Annotated in this window: 21 protein-coding genes and 1 tRNA gene; 1 reads left to right on the forward strand and 21 read right to left on the reverse strand. The window is 41.3% G+C overall.

All coding sequences use genetic code 11. From position 1 onward, the window contains the following. Positions 1 to 181 precede the first annotated feature (181 nt). From AFK25_RS11180 to AFK25_RS11230, 11 genes are all read right to left on the reverse strand, one after another. Positions 182 to 255, reverse strand: a tRNA-Arg gene (locus AFK25_RS11180). Positions 256 to 335: 80 nt separating this feature from the next. Further along, positions 336 to 848 (reverse strand): metallophosphoesterase family protein, encoded by a 513-nt coding sequence (locus AFK25_RS11185; RefSeq protein ID WP_009361781.1) that lies wholly within the window; start codon positions 846 to 848, stop codon positions 336 to 338. Beyond that, positions 845 to 1,456, reverse strand: a complete 612-nt coding sequence (locus AFK25_RS11190; RefSeq protein ID WP_035065452.1) for an XTP/dITP diphosphatase — start codon at positions 1,454 to 1,456, stop codon at positions 845 to 847. The genes AFK25_RS11185 and AFK25_RS11190 overlap by 4 nt, the downstream gene beginning before the upstream one ends. Continuing rightward, positions 1,453 to 2,220: a ribonuclease PH gene (rph, locus tag AFK25_RS11195; RefSeq protein WP_009361783.1), complete on the reverse strand. Its 768-nt coding sequence runs from the start codon at positions 2,218 to 2,220 to the stop codon at positions 1,453 to 1,455. Before rph ends, AFK25_RS11190 begins: the two co-directional genes overlap by 4 nt. A gap of 93 nt (positions 2,221 to 2,313) precedes the next feature. After that, complete coding sequence (locus tag AFK25_RS11200; protein WP_035065450.1) at positions 2,314 to 3,360, reverse strand: GerMN domain-containing protein; 1,047 nt, start codon at positions 3,358 to 3,360, stop codon at positions 2,314 to 2,316. 92 nt (positions 3,361 to 3,452) lie between these two features. Continuing rightward, entirely contained in the window at positions 3,453 to 4,250 is a 798-nt protein-coding gene (racE, locus tag AFK25_RS11205; protein ID WP_009361785.1) for a glutamate racemase, read from the reverse strand. Positions 4,251 to 4,360: 110 nt separating this feature from the next. After that, the gene (locus AFK25_RS11210; protein ID WP_032100525.1) at positions 4,361 to 4,576 is read right to left on the reverse strand and encodes a helix-turn-helix domain-containing protein; all 216 of its coding nucleotides are present in this window, start codon (positions 4,574 to 4,576) and stop codon (positions 4,361 to 4,363) included. Positions 4,577 to 4,656: 80 nt separating this feature from the next. Further along, complete coding sequence (locus AFK25_RS11215) at positions 4,657 to 5,106, reverse strand: acyl-CoA thioesterase (RefSeq protein WP_019416749.1); 450 nt, start codon at positions 5,104 to 5,106, stop codon at positions 4,657 to 4,659. Positions 5,107 to 5,182: 76 nt separating this feature from the next. Beyond that, a complete protein-coding gene (sdhB, locus tag AFK25_RS11220; protein WP_009361787.1) occupies positions 5,183 to 5,944 on the reverse strand; it encodes a succinate dehydrogenase iron-sulfur subunit in 762 nt (253 codons plus the stop codon). After that, positions 5,941 to 7,701 (reverse strand): succinate dehydrogenase flavoprotein subunit, encoded by a 1,761-nt coding sequence (sdhA, locus tag AFK25_RS11225; RefSeq protein ID WP_009361788.1) that lies wholly within the window; start codon positions 7,699 to 7,701, stop codon positions 5,941 to 5,943. The genes sdhB and sdhA overlap by 4 nt, the downstream gene beginning before the upstream one ends. A gap of 27 nt (positions 7,702 to 7,728) precedes the next feature. Further along, positions 7,729 to 8,337: a succinate dehydrogenase cytochrome b558 subunit gene (locus tag AFK25_RS11230; protein WP_019416748.1), complete on the reverse strand. Its 609-nt coding sequence runs from the start codon at positions 8,335 to 8,337 to the stop codon at positions 7,729 to 7,731. 285 nt (positions 8,338 to 8,622) lie between these two features. Between AFK25_RS11230 and AFK25_RS11235 the strand changes: the two genes are divergently transcribed. Continuing rightward, positions 8,623 to 9,060 (forward strand): YslB family protein, encoded by a 438-nt coding sequence (locus tag AFK25_RS11235; RefSeq protein WP_009361790.1) that lies wholly within the window; start codon positions 8,623 to 8,625, stop codon positions 9,058 to 9,060. A gap of 3 nt (positions 9,061 to 9,063) precedes the next feature. On the opposite strand, the gene uvrC is transcribed toward AFK25_RS11235, so the two are convergent. The 10 genes from uvrC to trxA form a co-directional block, all read right to left on the reverse strand. Continuing rightward, a complete protein-coding gene (gene uvrC / locus AFK25_RS11240) occupies positions 9,064 to 10,845 on the reverse strand; it encodes an excinuclease ABC subunit UvrC (protein WP_035065446.1) in 1,782 nt (593 codons plus the stop codon). After that, positions 10,838 to 12,238, reverse strand: a complete 1,401-nt coding sequence (locus AFK25_RS11245) for a glycosyltransferase family protein (protein ID WP_035065444.1) — start codon at positions 12,236 to 12,238, stop codon at positions 10,838 to 10,840. The genes uvrC and AFK25_RS11245 overlap by 8 nt, the downstream gene beginning before the upstream one ends. Positions 12,239 to 12,282: 44 nt before the next feature. After that, positions 12,283 to 13,197 (reverse strand): FTR1 family iron permease, encoded by a 915-nt coding sequence (locus AFK25_RS11250; RefSeq protein ID WP_035065442.1) that lies wholly within the window; start codon positions 13,195 to 13,197, stop codon positions 12,283 to 12,285. Between the two features lie 18 nt (positions 13,198 to 13,215). Next, positions 13,216 to 13,962: a hypothetical protein gene (locus AFK25_RS11255; protein WP_019416745.1), complete on the reverse strand. Its 747-nt coding sequence runs from the start codon at positions 13,960 to 13,962 to the stop codon at positions 13,216 to 13,218. Between the two features lie 76 nt (positions 13,963 to 14,038). Then, positions 14,039 to 14,761, reverse strand: coding sequence for a glycosyltransferase family 2 protein (locus AFK25_RS11260; protein ID WP_019416744.1), 723 nt, complete (start codon positions 14,759 to 14,761; stop codon positions 14,039 to 14,041). Next, complete coding sequence (locus tag AFK25_RS11265) at positions 14,758 to 16,200, reverse strand: alkaline phosphatase family protein (RefSeq protein WP_009361796.1); 1,443 nt, start codon at positions 16,198 to 16,200, stop codon at positions 14,758 to 14,760. The genes AFK25_RS11260 and AFK25_RS11265 overlap by 4 nt, the downstream gene beginning before the upstream one ends. Beyond that, on the reverse strand, positions 16,197 to 17,114 hold the full coding sequence (locus AFK25_RS11270) for a lysylphosphatidylglycerol synthase transmembrane domain-containing protein (protein WP_019416742.1): 918 nt from the start codon (positions 17,112 to 17,114) through the stop codon (positions 16,197 to 16,199). The genes AFK25_RS11265 and AFK25_RS11270 overlap by 4 nt, the downstream gene beginning before the upstream one ends. Beyond that, positions 17,104 to 18,051, reverse strand: a complete 948-nt coding sequence (locus AFK25_RS11275; protein WP_035065439.1) for an NAD-dependent epimerase/dehydratase family protein — start codon at positions 18,049 to 18,051, stop codon at positions 17,104 to 17,106. Before AFK25_RS11275 ends, AFK25_RS11270 begins: the two co-directional genes overlap by 11 nt. A gap of 78 nt (positions 18,052 to 18,129) precedes the next feature. Beyond that, positions 18,130 to 19,335 (reverse strand): hypothetical protein, encoded by a 1,206-nt coding sequence (locus AFK25_RS11280; protein ID WP_019416740.1) that lies wholly within the window; start codon positions 19,333 to 19,335, stop codon positions 18,130 to 18,132. A gap of 125 nt (positions 19,336 to 19,460) precedes the next feature. Then, on the reverse strand, positions 19,461 to 19,775 hold the full coding sequence (gene trxA / locus AFK25_RS11285) for a thioredoxin (RefSeq protein WP_009361800.1): 315 nt from the start codon (positions 19,773 to 19,775) through the stop codon (positions 19,461 to 19,463). Positions 19,776 to 19,899: the final 124 nt, after the last annotated feature.

The following is a 19,899-nucleotide window of genomic DNA, read 5'->3' on the forward strand; positions in this document are numbered from 1 at the left end:
GACCATTTACCAAAAGAGTCAATACTATTTCATTGAATTTTTTGATTATTTATATTATTTAAAATGTTATGTATCCGCTTACATAATTGATATATCAAGGAAAAGAAAGGGGATAAAAAATTTTGAACATTTTTTGACTAATAAAAAAAGTCCTCTTGCTTACGCAAGAGGACTATGTTAGCGTCCCAGGAGAGATTCGAACTCCCGACCGACGGCTTAGAAGGCCGTTGCTCTATCCAGCTGAGCTACTGGGACATATGATCTTGGTTTGGACAATTGTTATTGTAATGATGTTTATGAAAAAAGTCAATAGGGGCGGCGGAATTTTCTTGCCCCTATTGTGTTTTGTATATGCCCGTTACATCATGAAGGAGCTGCCCGTCAATGTTGTAAAAATGTACGGTTGTGTTTGTTTCGTCTATATGTAGCATGGCATATGTTTTTTCACGACGCAGGCGCGGTAAATAAATGCTTCCTGGATTAATAAAAAGGACGTCATCGATTTGTTCACATCCTGCAATGTGCGAGTGACCGAAGCAAACGATGCGTGCCCCAACTTCTTTTGCTTTATAATATAGGTTCATGAGCGTCATTTTGACGTTGTACAAATGACCATGTGTAATGAAAAAGCGAACACCGTTCACTTCTTCAACAAGATCGGTTGGAAAACGACGTTCATGGTCGCAATTTCCTCGCACAACAAGCATATGTTGCAACGCTTCATGATCGCTCGTTAACTCCGAGTCACCGCAATGAATGATTGCATCGACATGTTGTTTATGACGTGAAACGATTGTTTGTAATTCAGTTGTTAATCCGTGGCTATCGCTTATGATTAATACGTTCACGACTCATTCCCCTTTTCAAACAGCTTGTCCCATATGCCCAAAAGATGTTGTAACGCCTTTGCCCGATGGCTTATTTCATTTTTCTCCTCTTTTGTTAATTGGGCCATCGTCCGTTGTTTTTCAGGAACATAAAAAATCGGGTCGTACCCAAAACCGTTTTCACCTATTGGCTTTTCTGTAATATATCCTTCGCACACACCGTCTACGGTCGCTGTTTCCCCATTCGGTTTTGCAACAGCTAACGTGCAATGAAAACGGGCGGTTCGTTGTTCAAAAGGCACACCTTGTAACTTTGTAAGCACTTTTTCTATGTTTGCTTGATCGTTTTTTCCTTCGCCAGCGTAGCGAGCCGAGTATACGCCCGGCTCACCGTTTAGCGCATCAACGATTAAACCAGAATCATCTGCAATGACGATTTCATGAAGCATATTCGCAATCGTCGTGGCTTTTAATATCGCATTCTCTGCAAACGTCGTTCCCGTTTCTTCAACATCGGGTATGTCATCGTAATCCAGAAGCGAACGAACGTCGATTCCTTTTTTCGCAAACAATTGTTGAAACTCGGCTACTTTTCCTTTGTTTTTTGTAGCAATGATCATTCGCTTCACTTTGCTTCTTCCCCTTCCGAACGATGTTGCATAATTTGTTCCGCAAGAGAACCGAGCGCTTCTTTTTGTCGAGCAATAAGCTCATGAATGCCTTTTTCAGCAACCGTTAATAAATCGAGCAACTGCTCATATGAAAATGTCGCTTCTTCCCCTGTTCCTTGAATTTCAACAAAGCGCCCCGATCCTGTCATGACAATATTCATATCGACATGCGCTTTTGAATCTTCAACGTAATTTAAATCTAAAATAATGCCATGCTCTTCATCGATTCCGACTGATGTAGCAGCTAAAAAATCTGTAATCGGTAGCGCCGGCAATTTTTTTTCTTCGACCATTTTTCCGAGTGCCAACGTCATGGCGACAAACGCCCCTGTAATTGACGCTGTGCGCGTTCCACCGTCTGCTTGAATGACATCACAATCAATCCAAATTGTTTTTTCCCCTAATTTTTGCAAATCAACAACAGAACGAAGCGCTCGGCCAATGAGCCGTTGAATTTCCATCGTTCGCCCTGACAACTTTCCTTTACTTGCTTCGCGAATGTTTCGTTGCTCTGTCGCGCGCGGAATCATCGCATACTCCGCAGTAATCCATCCCTTTCCACCCCCGCGCATAAACGGTGGAACTTTATCTTCAATGCTTGCTGTACAAATGACTTTCGTATCGCCAATGGCAATGAGCACTGAGCCTTCTGGATGTTTTAAATAGTTCGGTTCAATATGTACGGGACGAAGCTCTTCGTTTGTTCTACCATCTACTCTCACAAAAAATCCTCCTCAATGTATGTTCACGAAATAAGAGGCAGGAACACTGCCTCTCGACGATGAATCTTTATATAGTATAGCAAAAAATTGGTTTCAAAAACTACCTGTGTTCACATTTTGCGGCCTTGTTACCGGTTCTGATAACGGTTTTCCACTTTCATCAACTAATTGTGCTTTTCCGTTTACGGTAATAGCCACGCTCTCCACTCCTGGCTGTTCTGTTAACGACAACACTAAACAATTGAGCACATGCGTCGAAACAACGTTTTTCTCCGCGCTGCCATAAATCGCTTCGTTAAAGTTTAACGTCACTTTCCCGTCTTCATATTTTGGCGCTTCTAACAGTTTCGCATCTGCTTGAAAGTCGCTTAATAACCCAGAACCGTAGCTTGGTCCTTTAATCAGCTCATTCACAACTGCTGCTAACTCATCTTGTTCGCTATTCGGTACGCGTCTTGTTACCGGTACATAATACGTTTGTTTCCCGTCTTGTGCTAAAAAGTAGACGATGACCGGATGCGTATTCGTAATGTCTACAACGCCATTCGTTTCAATATTAATTCCGTCATCTCTGCTCAGTTCATCGCTAATTGGTGTTCCGTTGACCGGCATGACGTTTTGATCATGACCGTTCATGCGAATTTTCACACGTTTCACATTATCAAATTGCGTCACTGTCCATGTGATCGCTTGTAAAATTCGCTTTTCATCTTCTGGGCGATAATTAGCAAATTCTTTTGAAAAATCAATGACAAGCGTGCCATCTTGCTTTAAATTGACGCTTAATACTTGCGTGTCAGCTGGAAGAACGGCCCGAAATCCGTTTGGCAACAGCTCTGAGATTGGACCATTTTCCACTAAATATTCAAGCACTTGTTTTGCAGCTGCGTTTGTTTTTGGTAAGGCAAACGTTTGCGGAACGACAAAGCCGTTTTTATCAATTAAATACAATTCGCGTTGAACGGTTTCTGTCGCTTGTTCTTTTTCTGCTGCTTCTTTTTCTTGCAACGCTTTCTCATCTTCTATATACGTTACATCTTTTGGTGGATCAATTTCTTTTGTTGCTTTTTCACCTCCAAACAGCCCACATCCTGAAAGAATAAAAACAAACATTGTTACAACGACCCACGCACGGCGCATGGACTCCCCTCCTCACACGGTTTGTACTACTATGTATACGAGCCGTCTAAAAAAGTAGAACAAAAAAAATCCTTCGGCATATGCGAAGGATTTTAAGATAATTGAATCGTCTCGACATGTTCAATGGGATGACCGAACCATTTCGAAGCAATTTGTTGAAACATTTCTTTCGAGCCGGTCGTTAAAAATATATGCTTCGGGCGTTTATTCCCCGTATAAAGCAAATGGCTATGATGCAAAATCGTGCTCACTTCCCGTGCTGTTTCATCGCCAGAACAAATAAGTTTGACGTGATCCCCCATATATTGTTGAATCAGTGGACTTAAAAGCGGATAATGTGTACAGCCTAAAATGAGCGTATCAATCGGTCGATCTTTTAACGGTTCAAGCGATTCGGCAACAATTTGTTTTGCTTCTTCTCCTTCAAACTGTCCGCTTTCAACTAAAGGAACAAACTTTGGACAAGCTAAACTTTCTACTGTTACATCACTATTAATGGATTTGAGTGCTTGCTCATAAGCCCCGCTTTTCACCGTTCCGATTGTGCCGATGACACCGATATGATAGTTTTTTGTAATTTTTAATGCGGTACGAGCGCCAGGATGAATGACACCGATCACGGGAATGTTGAGCGTATCGCGAATTTCTTCTAGTGCGACAGCGGTTGCTGTGTTACATGCAATAACGAGCATTTTTATGTCATATCCTAGTAAATAGTTCGTCATTTCCCATGTAAATTGTCGAATTTCTTCCCGTGGTCTCGGTCCGTACGGACAGCGTGCCGTATCTCCTAAATATACAATTTGTTCTTTTGGTAGTTGGCGCATCATTTCTCTGGCAACAGTTAATCCACCAACGCCTGAATCAATAACTCCAATCGGTCTTTCCAATGTATTCGCCTCATTCTTTGTTGATGTATGACAAAACATCTTTCATTATAACACACATCAAATCAATAGAAAACCGGCTTGCCTGAAATGAAAAGGCGAGCCGGTTCTCTTTATAGTTCAAGTTCTCCCATTCGAAGCAATTCAACGACAGCTTGTGAGCGCCCCTTTACCCCAAGCTTTTGCATTGCATTCGAAATGTGGTTACGAACTGTTTTTTCGCTAATGAACAGTTCACTAGCAATTTCTTTCGTCGTCTTGTCTTGCAACAACAGTTCGAATACTTCTCGTTCTCTTTTTGTGAGCAGCGGCTTCTGATTCAAGTGGATAACCCTCCTTGCTTTTACCAGACCGAAACGGATGGGTATATATTTAGTCAACATATCGTATGCAAGAAGGGCTATAACGGTTACATATTTTCAGCTAATCGCGCACGCGCACGTTCGTCCCAAGCGACTCCTTTTCCTGTCGTTTTTGACATTTGCACCATCGTCCCACGCCCTGTAAATGCAATCGCCCCATCTTGTTTTTTTCCAACGTAATGTAAATCGACAGAAGAATTGCCGATGTGTGCGACTTTTACACCGATATGTAGCTGCTCACCAAAATATACTTGTTGCAAAAAGTCGCATTGTAAATTCGCCACTACCGGAATGGCATCATGCTCTTTCCCTAACCAATCGTTCATAAAGCCGAGATGTTCAAAAAATGCAATGCGCGCTTCTTCAAAATATACAAAAGGAACCGTATTGTTTAAATGGCCAAACATATCTGTTTCCGAAAAGCGAACACGCACCGGATGAAAAAAAGAAAAACGTTGCTCCCATTCTTTCATATCGTCAATATAAGAGATTTTCATCTTCCCTCTCCCCCTCTATACAAGTTTAGCTAACATCAGAAACATAAGGTCGACTCTTAAAGAGTCGACCTTTTTGTTACACTTCATCGCTACCGAAGAAATTGCGGAACATTTGAATCGTTGCTGCGCGGTTCAATGCCGCAATAGACGTTGTGAGCGGAATGCCTTTCGGGCAAGATTGCACGCAGTTTTGTGAATTTCCGCAGTTTGCTAGTCCTCCATCACCCATAATCGCTTCAAGCCGCTCTGCTTTATGCATAGCCCCTGTTGGATGTGCGTTAAATAAGCGCACTTGCGAAAGCGGTGCTGGACCGATAAAGTTTGATTTACTGTTGACGTTTGGACAAGCTTCTAAACATACGCCACACGTCATGCATTTAGATAATTCATATGCCCATTGCCGCTTGCGTTCTGGCATGCGCGGTCCTGGACCTAAATCGTACGTTCCGTCAATTGGAATCCATGCTTTTACTTTTTTCAAAGAATCAAACATGCGGCTACGGTCAACTTGCAAGTCGCGAATGACCGGGAACGTGCGCATCGGTTCTAAACGAATCGGCTGCTCAAGCTGATCAACAAGAGCTGTACATGATTGACGCGGCTTGCCGTTAATCACCATCGAACAAGCGCCACACACTTCTTCTAAACAGTTCATTTCCCAAGCAACAGGCGTCGTTTTTTCTCCTTTCGCATTGACCGGATTGCGCCGAATTTCCATGAGCGCCGAAATAATGTTCATATTCGGACGATACGGAATGACAAACTCTTCTTCGTAAGGGGCTGTATCCGGACGATCTTGTCTTGTGACAATAATCCGAATCGTTTTATTTTCGCTCATGATTTCACTTCCCCTTTCTTTTTCGTGTAGTCGCGCTTGCGCGGTTTAATGAGTGATGTATCCACTTCGCGATAATGGAATGATGGACCATCTGGCGTGAAGCTTGCCATCGTTGTTTTTAACCATTCTTCATCGTTTCGCTCAGGAAACTCTGGTTTATAATGCGCTCCACGGCTTTCGTTACGGTTATAAGCGCCAAGCGTGATGACGCGAGCTAACTGCAACATGTTGTAAAGCTGCCGTGTGAACGACGCACCTTGGTTGCTCCATTTTGCCGTGTCATTAATGTTAATGTTTTTATAACGCTCAAGCAATTCTTGAATTTTTTCATCTGTTTTTAATAATTTATCGTTATAACGAACGACCGTGACGTTATCTGTCATCCATTCGCCAAGCTCTTTATGCAAGACGTAGGCGTTTTCTGTGCCATCCATCGCCATAATTTGCGCCCATTTTTCTTCTTCTTGTTTTAAATAGCGTTCATATAAAGAAGAAGGCATCGCATCTGCTGATTTTTCAAGCCCTTTCATATATTCAACTGCTTTTGGACCAGCTACCATTCCGCCATAAATCGCTGATAATAACGAGTTCGCACCGAGACGGTTTGCTCCGTGCATCGAATAGTCACATTCGCCTGCCGCAAACAATCCTTTAATGTTTGTCATTTGATCATAATCAACCCATAATCCACCCATTGAGTAGTGAACAGCTGGGAATATTTTCATCGGCACTTTTCTTGGGTCTTCACCCATAAACTTTTCATAAATTTCAATAATACCGCCTAGCTTAATATCGAGTTCTTTCGGATCTTTATGCGATAAATCTAAATACACCATGTTCTCGCCGTTAATACCGAGCTTTAAGTCGACACATACATGGAAAATTTCACGCGTCGCAATATCGCGCGGAACGAGATTTCCGTAAGCAGGATATTTTTCTTCTAAGAAATACCAAGGTTTTCCGTCTTTATACGTCCAAACTCGTCCACCTTCTCCGCGCGCTGACTCACTCATTAAACGAAGCTTATCATCGCCCGGAATAGCTGTCGGATGAATTTGGATAAACTCTCCGTTTGCATAATACGCACCTTGTTGATAAACAATTGATGCTGCTGAACCTGTATTAATGATAGAGTTTGTTGACTTCCCGAAAATGATCCCTGGACCACCTGTTGCCATGATGACCGCATCTGCTGGGAATGCTTTAATCTCCATCGTTGTCAAGTTTTGTGCGACAATTCCGCGACATACTTGCTCATCATCTAAAACAGCACCTAAAAACTCCCAACCTTCATATTTTGTCACTAAACCAGCGACTTCGTGACGGCGCACTTGTTCATCAAGCGCGTAAAGAAGCTGCTGTCCTGTCGTTGCCCCTGCATATGCAGTACGGTGATGCTGCGTTCCACCAAAGCGACGGAAATCAAGCAATCCCTCTGGCGTACGGTTGAACATCACACCCATGCGATCAAGCAAATGAATAATGCCTGGGGCCGCTTCACACATCGCTTTTACTGGAGGTTGGTCAGCTAAAAAGTCCCCACCATATACTGTATCATCGAAGTGTTCCCACGGAGAGTCCCCTTCTCCTTTTGTATTGACCGCACCGTTAATGCCACCTTGTGCACAAACAGAGTGAGACCGCTTCACAGGAACTAATGAAAATAAATCTACTTTTACGCCTGCTTCGGCAATTTTAATTGTTGCCATTAAGCCGGCAAGACCCCCACCAACAACGATAATTTTTCCTTTACTCATGTCTCCTCACTCCTTCAATGTTGTGGATTAAACGAATGCTAAAATCGCGCGTATACCAACGATCGAAAGCGCGACAAAAATCCCCATTGTCACGTATGTAGAAATTTGTTGTGAACGAGGAGTCACTGTAATACCCCAGCTAACGAAAAACGACCATAGCCCATTTGCAAAGTGAAATACCGCAGAAACGATTCCAACAATATAAAATGCAAGCATAAACGGGTTCGCAACGATGTTCGCCATCATGTCATAGTTCACTTCCGCACCAAATGCGGCTTGAACGCGCGTTTCCCATACGTGCCAGACGACGAAAATGAGCGTAATAATCCCCGTTAAGCGTTGCAACATAAACATCCAGTTACGAAAATATCCGTAACGACTGACATTGTTTTGTGCCGTAAATGCGATATATAGCCCATAGATGGCATGGAATAATAGCGGAAGAAAAATAATGAAAATTTCTAAGAAGTACCGAAACGGTAACTGCTCCATAAAAGCGGCCGCCTTGTTAAATGCATCTGCTCCTCTTGTTGCAAAATGGTTAACAACTAAATGCTGTGTTAAAAACAGCCCAACTGGAATGACTCCGAGCAATGAATGGAGTCGACGATAAAAAAACTCTCGATTTTGTGCCATACATAACCCCCCTTAAATTGTCATTTTCCTTTTCTATGAGCTCCCATCCGCATCTACTAGACAATGAACAATAGAAGTGTAAACACTTCCATTTCCATTGATCATTGTCACATTCATTGTACTCCCAGAATGTAGGAGCGTCAAGAAAAGGTGTTCACGAAATGTTCAATCATTTAAAATTTTAAAACAACTATACCTCTAGTGAAGTCCGAAATAAAAGAAAAGTCAATACTGTTTTTCACATTGTTGTGCGCTATAATGAAAAAATAGAGAGGGGAATTGAACGTGAGCGGGCATGAACAGTGGAAACAAATGAACATTTCTGCTTTTAGCGACTTTTTATTTCGGAAAGAATTGTTGCCAAATTTGTTCGGGAAAGAAACTCCATTTATTTTATATTGGGCAGGAAAAGATTTAGCGAGAAAATACCCGCTAGCTACAATCGATGATGTCATTGCTTTTTTTGAACAAGCGGGTTGGGGAAATTTATCGCTGCTTGAAGAAAAAAAAGATCAATGTGAACTTCAATTAGAAGGACCGCTCGTTGCGATGCGGTTCGATTATAGTGAAGATTGTACATTTCAACTTGAAGCGGGCTTTCTTGCCCAACAGTTTGAGCAACAAAAAGGATATGTCACAGAAGCGTTTGAACAACAAAAACGACGCGCCAAAACCGTTTTATTCACAGTCAAATGGGATCGAAAAGATGAAGCTGACCGATGATGGTCAGCTTTCGTACGTTTGAAGCGTTTCATGAATTTTTTGGGCGACGTGTTTTGGAATGTTTGCTTCTTGTATTTGTTCAACAGTCGCTTCTTTCATTTTTTTAATCGATCCGAAATGTTGCAATAACGCTTGTTTCCTTTTTGCCCCAACCCCTGGAATTTGATCGAGAATGGAATGAAACGCAGATTTTGAACGAACTTGCCGATGAAATGTAATCGCAAACCGATGCACTTCTTCTTGAATGCGTTGCAGCAAATAAAACTCTTGACTATTTTTCTCTAATGAAACGATGCTCGGTGGATCACCAAAAAGGAAATGGGACGTTCGGTGTTTCTCATCTTTCACTAACCCAGCGATCGGAATCGATAACCCAAGTTCGCATTCTAACACTTCTTTTGCGGCTTGTATTTGCCCTTTTCCTCCATCGACAACAATGAGATGAGGGAGCGGTAAACGTTCGCGTAATACACGAGTATAGCGTCGGCGAATGACTTCGCGCATCGACTCGTAATCATCTGCCCCTTGCACCGTTTTTATTTTATATTTACGATATTCTTTTTTTTCCGGCTTTCCGTCAATAAATACAACCATCGCAGCAACAGCGTCTGTTCCTTGAATGTTTGAGTTATCAAACGCCTCGATGCGATGAGGCGTCGGAATCCCGAGCGCTTCACCTAGCCGTTCAACCGCGCGAATCGTTCGTTCTTCGTCACGTTCAATTAAAAAGAACTTTTCTTGCAGCGCAATGTGCGCATTTTTACAAGCTAAATCAACAAGTTCTTTCTTTTTTCCGCTTTTCGGCTGTGTGACGTTGACATCGAGCAATTTCGCCGCCATTTCTCCATCGATTTCTCGGGGCAATACGACTTCGCGTGGCTTTAAATGATAATGTTTACTGTAAAATTGACCTAAAAACGTTAAAAACTCTTCTTCCGGCTCTTGGTACAGCGGAAACATCGACACGTTTCGTTCGATGAGCTTCCCTTGGCGAATAAAAAATACTTGTACGCACATCCATCCTTTATCGTACGCATATCCAAAAATGTCGCGGTCAACAAAATCATGTAAAATCATTTTTTGTTTTTCCATTAATGTTTCAATATACGAAATTTGGTCGCGGTATTCTTTCGCCCGCTCAAACTGTAACTGTTCCGCTGCTTCCATCATCTTTTCTGTCAATTTCTCTTTGACTTCTTTATAGCCGCCGTTTAAAAACCGCGTAATTTGTTCAACAATTTGTTTATTTTCTTCCTCCGATACGTGATATTCACAAGGACCTAAACATTGTCCCATATGATAATATAAACAAACTTTTTTCGGCATTTTCTCACATTTTCTTAACGGATATAAACGATCGAGCAATTTTTTCGTTTCATGTGCCGCTTGGGCGTTTGGATACGGGCCGAAATATTTCCCTTTATCTTTTTTCACCGTGCGCGTAATGATCAGACGCGGATGCGTTTCCCCAGTAATTTTAATAAAGGGATAGCTTTTATCATCTTTTAACATGACGTTATATTTCGGATCGTATTTTTTTATTAAGTTCATTTCTAAAATGAGCGCTTCTAAATCGGAAGATGTCACGATATATTCAAAATCAGCAATTTCATTCACTAAGCGAAGTGTTTTTCCGTCATGTGTGCCTGTAAAATAAGATCGAACACGATTTTTCAACACTTTCGCTTTTCCAACGTAAATGACCGTTCCGTGTGCATCTTTCATTAAATAGCAACCCGGCTGATCGGGCAAAATCGCTAACTTTTCTTTTAATCGCTCATTCACGGTTTCCCTCCTCTCGCCATTCATATACTGTGATGCGCCCATATACAGGATCAGATAATAAGCTCGATTCATACGTCCGAATCGGGCGAATATATGGACGAACGTCTATCCCTTGCGCTTGAAACCCTTTGACGACATGATCAGTCACATACACTTTCGCATGTGAAAATGCGGCTTTGTCACGTTGAAAAACATGAAATGAAAACACACGTTCATGAGGAAAAGAAACACGTAAATACTCAAGAACACGCGTCTCTTCCCACGTAAATAAAATAAACGGTTGTTCTTTCTGTTCAAAATCATACGCCAACTGATACGTCGCTGGCAACTGTGTCGCTTGATGGTTTACCCCTTGGATGCCGATTACCGTTTGAGAAACGAGTAAAGCGAGCATAACCGTCAGGCGAAGGCGCGATGTCGACTGAAGGGCACTTGTGAACAAAAAGAATGAAACGATGATGACAATCGGCAATATATGCCTTGGCTTTTCAATATTTTGCGCAAATAGCGCCCAAAGAAAATACGTCAATAAAAGCAAACGATATAAATTCGGAAGAAATATATGCTTCCACGTCATCAAGAACAAAATAACAAAACAACTAAGTAGCCATACAGACTGCTTTGCCATGCCTGTCCAAATGATATTATAAAAAATAAGCATATATACTCGCTGCCAAAACGGCGCTTCATCCGTTGAAACCGTTCCTCCCCATTGTGTAAAATGCCCTGTTACAAACGAAAATGCAAGCTGCCAAAAACCTTCTCCTTCTGTTGCAGCCACTGCACTGATCCAAATGAATTGAAACGCAACCGCTGCCAAACTGTATAACAGAAGCTGTTTTAAACGATACCTCCGCTTCCACCAAACATATAATATACCAACGCCAAAAGGAATGTATGATAATCGAATACCAAGCATGATGCTAAATAATAATAACGGTAGCCATTGCACGTGAACACGGTCCGAGCGAAGCGCCCGTTCTAAACTCCACACATACCACCATAAAAGAGCGAGAGCACTCCCCTCCGACATCGGTTGTGAAACAATTAACATGACATAGCTAAGCGATTGGACGAGTGCTGTCATGAAGAGCGCATACTTTTTTTCCACATATGCTTTAGCAAGCAAATAAATAGGAATTGTCGCACTCATCATGAGTAATCCGTTCCAAATCGCAAGCGCTTTGGCAGCATTGTTAACAAACGAATGAATAAGCATGCCACCAAAAATAAAATACGGGTATCCTGGAAAATGTGGTTGCATCGCAAGTAAATCGTATCGAGCAAGCGCGAGTGCAAAGTCCACTTCATCCCACGTTGCTGCAAACGGGCTGGCATAGACGAAATACGATACGCATACGGTAAACAGCACGATGATTGAAACGATTCGCACAATAAACCCTCCTAAGTAAAAAAGTACAAGGCTCCCCTTGTACTTTACATCACTTGTTGTTCAAGCACCTTCTCATTTTTTTCGTTTTTTTCTTCTTTCGCACCATAACGTGTTTTCACAAGTAAATAAATGACGACGAAATAACCAATATATGCTAACACTTCTTCAAGCGATGGCATCGATGAATAACCGAATAACGCCTTGAAGAAAATACCGACGTCGCCAGAAAGAATCGGTTCTTGTCCTGTATCGCGCACGAAATGTTCGTGATCAATTGGATGTTCCGGCATAAACCATGTAATATCGTAAACGTGCGGCATGACGCTACCGATTATTTTTAAATCTTGCAACATTGAAATGCCTTGTACAAGCAATCCAGCTGCAATCAAAATAATAAATGCACCTGTGACTTTAAAAAACGTTTTTAATGGTACGCGCATCGTTCCTTTAAAGAACATGTAGCTGACAACAGCAGCGATCGTTAAACCAGTAATGGCGCCCCATCCTTGCACCGCCGCCCCGATGTTTCCACCTGTAATGGCAGCGAAGAAAAAGACCGTCTCCACACCTTCGCGCAATACAACTAAAAACGAATGCATCACCATGCCAAATACATCGCCTTTAGAGACGTATTTGCTCATTTTTCCTTCCATACTACTTTTTATATCTTTGCTATGTTCTGCCATCCAAAATACCATTTGCGTCAGCAAGATGGAAGAAATGAAGATGATGCTCACCTTTAAATATATTTCGCTTGCCATCGTGGAAAAACCAGTTAGCACAACTTGGAATAATAATGCGACAATGGCGCTTGCAAACACAGCTAATCCTGCGCCGAGCCAAACATATTTCACATACCGTGATTGATCAATGCGCTTCAAATACGATGTAATAATCCCAACAATTAATAGCGCTTCTAACGCTTCACGAAACGTAATGAGCAGTACTTGAACTTCCAAACCACGCGCCCCCTTTCTTTACTTTCGTTTTCTTGCGGCATACACAACAACAGCAACAATAACTATCACGATCGCAATGATCGGAATCCAGTTTTTGATATCAGATAAATCCGTCCATTCCTTCTTTTTTGCTGCTGCTAATCGATCTAAATCTTCCTCTGTAAAATGACCCGTTTCAATATTTTCTAATTCAAATTGATCTTGTAACGCTTGTAAAATGGTTTTTTTGCTTTCTTTAAATTGATTGATGTTTGACTCTTTTTTTCCTACTCCAAACAATCCCGGATTTCCGAGCGATTGCAAGGCAATATCAAACTGTTGCTTTAATTTTTCATCAAGTTTAGCATCTTTTTGTTGTACAATCGGGGAAAGTGCTTTATATGTAGCAAATGCTTTCGCTAATAAACGTTTGCTCGTATCATAATTATCGAAATTTCTTTCCACATTTTCTAAACGACGGGCAACGTTTAACACAAGCACTTTTTGCATCGCTGAAACGATTGTGTCTACATCTTTATTTTCAATCGCCTCTAAAATAATGGCAGACGGTTCAGGACCCATATGCATATCGATTTCTTTTTGCACCGTTTCATAAATGGCTTTCACTTCATCAAACTTTTTCTCTTGCGCTTTCGCGACCATCTCTTTATATGCTTCAGCAACCGCTTCTTCGTTCGGATCACCGTATGAGTAAGCGAACGAAGACATAGGAGCTGAAGTGAAAATTAATATCATTGACAAACAAAAAAATAAAAGCTTTTTCACTCCGATCTCCTCCTTCGATGATAATGATAATAATTATCATAATTATTGTCAAGAAAAAACGCTAGAAAATGACTCTCTAGCGTTGCTGAATAGAGCGCATATGCCTTCTTTTCACCGGACGGCACATTTCTTTCACGATAGCCGGAAGAACATGTTTTAAGTAAGCGGTAAATTTAATAAACGATTGCCCTGTCGTTCTCACTTGATATACAATCGGCACTTCTTTTAGACGAAATCCTTTGCGAACTAAATTTAACGTCAATACTTGAGCGTAGTTGTAATCATGAATAATTTCCGCTTCTTCCATCGCTTCACGTGAAAATGCCCGCATACCTGATTGACCGTCGTAAATCCATGTTTTTAACAACATACATTGAAGCCACGTAAACATATAATTTCCGATGCGGCGATGCCATTTCATCCCATGAATCGTTCCTAAAAAGCGAGACCCCATTGTATAATCCGCTTCTCCACGTAAAATAGGCATAATCAGATCAGGAATTTGCTCTGGCGGATATTCATTATCTGCATCAATCATGACACCGATGTCAGCATCAAGTTCGACACATTGTTGTAAGCCGGTGCGTACAGCTGCCCCTAACCCACGATTTCGTTCGTGTCGATAAATGACATCAGCTCCTGCTTGTTTCGCTACATGAACTGTACGATCCGTTGATCCGTCGTCAATCACTAATACGTATACGTTTATATTCGGTTGAATTTGTCTCGGAATACGACGAATGACTTCTCCAATCGCTTCCTCCTCGTTATGTGCAGGCAAAAATACAACGACTTTCATCTTTTTCCCTCTTTCTTCAGCGCTTCGACTAACACAGGGCCACGGCTATGGCTCGGATATGGAGCCCCTAACAAATAAGCAATCGTTGGGGCAAGGGAAACGAGGCTATGTTTTTCATCAATCCGCTTTCCTTTTTCGATCATCGGACCGTACATGAAAAATGGAACGTATCGTTCTCCTTCATCTAAATGGCCATGTCCACCAATGCCATCTGCTTGTCCATGATCTGCACAAACGATGAGCGTTGTGTTGTCCATTTTCCCTTGCTCATGCAACCACTCAACAAATTGTTGAATGAACCGATCAACTTCTTCAATTTTTTGCACATACTCATCATAATGTACACCGCGACTATGACCGGTTTGATCCGTTCCAATGAATTGAACGACGAATAAATGTAAATCTTGTTCGGCCATGATTTGTTTCGCCCGCTCCATAATGTTACGATCTGCCACATCGTTATGCATGACAGCTGTAACTGTTTCGACATCATTTCCTAGGGAATCGACAAGATGAGCGATACCGAGCACTTTTCCTTTTTTCCCTACTTTTCGAAGTGAGTCAAAAATGCTTTCTACTCGAATACCTAGCTTCCATACCATATTTGAACGAATACCGTGCTCAAACGGATACGTTCCTGTAAGCATCGATGTAAAACAAACGACCGTTCGGGCAGGATATACTGTTTCCATTTGTGTAAAATCTGTTCCATTGGCACGGAGCGATTTTAAAAATGGAGCGTTTGCTTGTTCAAAACGATCTTTTCTCATTCCATCAATCACGAGGACGATGACGCGATCGCTCAACGGTTTATTATTTGGAGGCACATTGTTCGTATAATGACCGATGACTTTCGGCTTCCAGTCAAATAAATAGCGATGTAAAATAAATGACCATATAAAAACAAATGCGTAAAAAGCAATGAATGACGGAACATATACATCATGTTGCATCCCGTATTCCCACGTAGAAAGAAGAAGCAACACTTTCGGTAATTGTTCTTGCGCATTTCCGCTCGTAGAGTCGCTATTTTTTAATACGAGTTTCCAAAAGCGAGTGAAGTTCAACCATGTTGTTCCAATGCGTAAATGATAATATAACGTTCCCCAAAAGAAAACGGTAAAAAAGAAGTAGAGACTGACGGCAAGCAAAAGTAAGCTCGTCGGAACGAAAGACCAAATCATTAAAAACATGACGTACGGAATCCATAAATAGTTACGTAAAAATAGCGGATAGTCATATACGTAGTACAAAACGAAAAGAGGAATTGTAAGTAAAAAATGATAAAATAACTTTTCCCCTTCTTCCCACGTGATGCCATCAAATAAATGGAAAAGAACCATCGTTCCGATGACAAAAATTGGAGTGAATGGCTTTCCTTCATTTAATAAGTTCCAGCATCTTGCCGCTATTTTTTCAAACTTCGATGCTTTTTTCATGCTGCGTCCTCCTTTCGAACGAATGTCCATAATGTCGGGATGCGAAACCATACATATAGCCCGACGACATAAGAAAATAAAAATTTAAACAAATGGGTCACTAGCGCAAGGGCATATGCTTGTTCCCAATACGAATGAATGCGCGTTAGCGCAAATGCCATAACGGCTTCATACGTAGCTAACCCTCCTGGAGTCATTTGAAATATTTGTCCTCCAACGGTCATACTATTTACCCATAACGATTGAGCAAATGAAAGTGGAAAAGCAACCATTTTCGCCATTTCAAACAAAACGACGGCTTCACATATCCAACTGAAAACAATAGCAACAACAATTGGCACAAAGCGACGGCTTTTCCATATCATGTTCCAATGTTGTTTATGTTTTTGTAACCATGACAAATCGATGCGTCGAAGGACAAAAAACAAAACAACGAGCCCGCCAAAAATGAGGGGGAAAATCATGGCGGAACGGATAACGGTGTGCATATAAACGATTGCACCAAAAAAAGCAAAGAAAAACAAAACGATCAAGTCGAGAAGGCGTAATATAATAACAGATTCGGCAACAATCGTAAAAGGAATGCGATCTCTCCTTGCACATATACCAATGCGGGCAACATCGCCCACTTTAATCGGAAAAATGTGATTAATAAATAAACTAGCAAATAATCCATCGACACACGTTTGAAAGCGAGCCTGAGGCAAATACCATTTCCATGCCATTGCACGCAAAACGAAGGCAAGCCCATACATCATGAACATACAACTTGCGTGCCCCGGTTGCGAAACAAGCTTATGCATAAGATTAAGCAACAGTTGTGCATTAAAATGTTGAACGGTCATCCATATAAATATGGCTATACATCCAAGACTAATGAGCCGTATAACGATATTGATTTGTTTATTTTTCATATTGCTTCGCCCATTCAATCGTCTTTGCTAAGCCTTCTCGTAACGATACATGCGGCTTATATCCGAGCTGTTCTTTCGCTTTCGTAATATCTGCCCATGTAGCGACGACATCGCCAAGCCGAGAAGGTTCGTAATGAATGCGCATATGTGGAAAATGGATGCGCAACTCCGCAAGCAACTGCTTCATCGTCACCGGTTGACCAGCTCCAAGATTAAACACATCACTTGTTCCTTTTCGCTCTAGCGCTCGAATCATTCCGTCAACAATGTCATCAATAAACGTATAATCGCGAGCGGTATGTTCACCGTAAACGGTAATCGGTTCGTCGCGCAACAATTGACGAATAAATTTACTAATCGCCATATCCGGCCGTCCCCACGGTCCGTATACAGTAAAATAACGAAAAATCGTCATCGTGTACCCATACATATGTGCGTACGCATGACAAAACGATTCCGCACTATATTTTGCCGCTGCATACGGGGAAACGACTTGTCCATTTGCCATCTCTTCTTTTAATGGCTGAAATGCTCGGTCACCATACACAGACGAAGAAGAGGCGAATAACACATGTTCAACCTCCGCCTCTCCTGCTGCTTGTAATACGTTTACCGTTCCTTTTACATCATAATCAATGTACGTGAGAGGCGCTGCTAATGAAGGCTGCACACCAGGCAGCGCCGCTAAATGAAACACAACATTCGGGCGATGATGTAAAAAAATTTGCTTCATTGCATCTGACTGTAAAATATCTACATGATAAAAATGAAAAAAACCGACGTTTTTTATTTGTTGAAGCTGGCTCTGTTTCCGACACGTTGAGTAATATGGGTGGAAGTTGTCGATGACAACGAGTTCATGTCCAAGTTCAAGTATTTTTTTTCCGAGATGACTACCGATAAATCCTGCTCCACCTGTGATACATACTTTTGCCATTTGTTCGACTCCCTCATCGTTTATGCGCTACTATTGTATCATAAGAAAAAAGCCGCGTGGTATGCGCGGCTCTTTTATTTATTCAATGATCGCACCAACAGCATCAAGCACAACTTTGCTATGTTGAGCTGCCTCATCTTTTTTGTTCTCTGCAATAGCGTTGTACCATTTTTCTGCCGTAGCAAACACTTCTGCAGCTTTTTGCTCACCTAATTTTGCTTTCACATCTAATTCAATCGCTTTTAAGAACATGTTTCCTTCTAACGCTTTTACTTTCGCTTCGACAACGTTATTTTCGTCTAACTGTGCCGGTGCTTTTTCATGATAGCCTTTCATTTTGCCAAACAACGCTTTTGCAAATAATGCACTCACTTCTTGTGCTTTAATGTTTTTGTAGTCATTATTTAATGATAAAATTTCATCTAAGCGAGTTGTCGCAGCTTCATCTCCCTCAGCTAAAGAGCCTTTGATCGCTTGTAAAAAGCCCCATGCTTCAGCTTGTTGACCTTTTAGCTCATCTTCTGCCTTTCCTTCTTTAACACCTGCTTCAATTTTTTCAGCATATGATTTTGATGCTAAATAGTAGCTGCGATAGATCGATTTATCCGTTAACTGAATGTACACTTTAAAATCATCTACGTTGTTTGCTTTTAACGCTTCTTCTTGTGCTGCTAAACCAGCGTTAATGCTTTGTTCAAGGCTAGATTCTCCTGTTAATTGATAATATTCATCACGTTTCATCGCTGTTGGGACGAAAATTTCCGCTGCTAGCAACTTAATTTGTTCGAACAATGTTGTCGCCTTTTGTTGGTCGCCAGCTTCAAGTGCAGCTACAACGTCTTTTTGCAATTTCTTTTGCAACTGATAAAAATATGACTGCGTCACTTTATCTACAATTTGGCGCGCTGGATGTACATTTAGTTCTCCGCTTTTTCCACCTTGAATCGCTGCTTCAATCGTTTGAGCAAATGTACCATCTAGTTCGTTAATTGGCTTTTGCAGTTGCTCTGTATATGTTTTTTCTACAAGGCTCCAATCAACTGGTTGTCCTTCTTTCGCCTTTTCTGTTTCAGCTTTGATCGCTTTATAGGCATCAATGAACGTTTGAACGTTTACTTGCTCTTCTGCTTGCTCGGTTTCAGCTTGTTGCTCTTCTTGTTTTTCCTCTACTTTTGTTTCTTCCTTCTTCTCTGTCGTTTCTGTTTTTTGTTGTCCGCAACCTGCAAGCACTCCACCTGCTAATAAAAACATGGCAAATACAGCTTTTAATTGACGTTTTTTCATTTCGTATGTATCCCCCTTTTTGATAACGATTATCATTAACCGTTATCATTATAGTAGAGAACGATTTTCAATGTCAATATAAAATTTCAAAAAAAAATACCTCGGATTTCTCCGAGGCGTGTCGATTATAAATGTTTGCTTAAAAGACCAACAAGCGCTTCTTTTGGTTGGAAACCAACCGTTTTGTCGACAACTTCGCCATTTTTAAAGACAAATAACGTCGGGATGCTCATAACGCCAAATTTACCAGCTGTTTCTGGGTTGTCATCGACGTTTACTTTCACAACCTTCACTTTGCCGCCAAGTTCGCGGTCTACTTCTTCTAATACAGGTGCAATCATTTTGCAAGGTCCGCACCAAGGTGCCCAAAAGTCAACGAGCACAACTCCTTCTTTTACTTCATTCACAAACGTTTGATCTGTCGCATTTACAATTGCCATGTTTCATTCCTCCTTAAACATTTCAGTTCCATGCACATAGTATACCATTGAACGTATTCATTACGCCAATCTTTTGCTTCGCTTCTACTATTTCCTTGTCGTCAAAAAATATGCTGAAAAGAAA

The sequence above is a fragment of the Anoxybacillus gonensis genome (assembly GCF_001187595.1).
GTDB lineage: Bacteria > Bacillota > Bacilli > Bacillales > Anoxybacillaceae > Anoxybacillus > Anoxybacillus gonensis.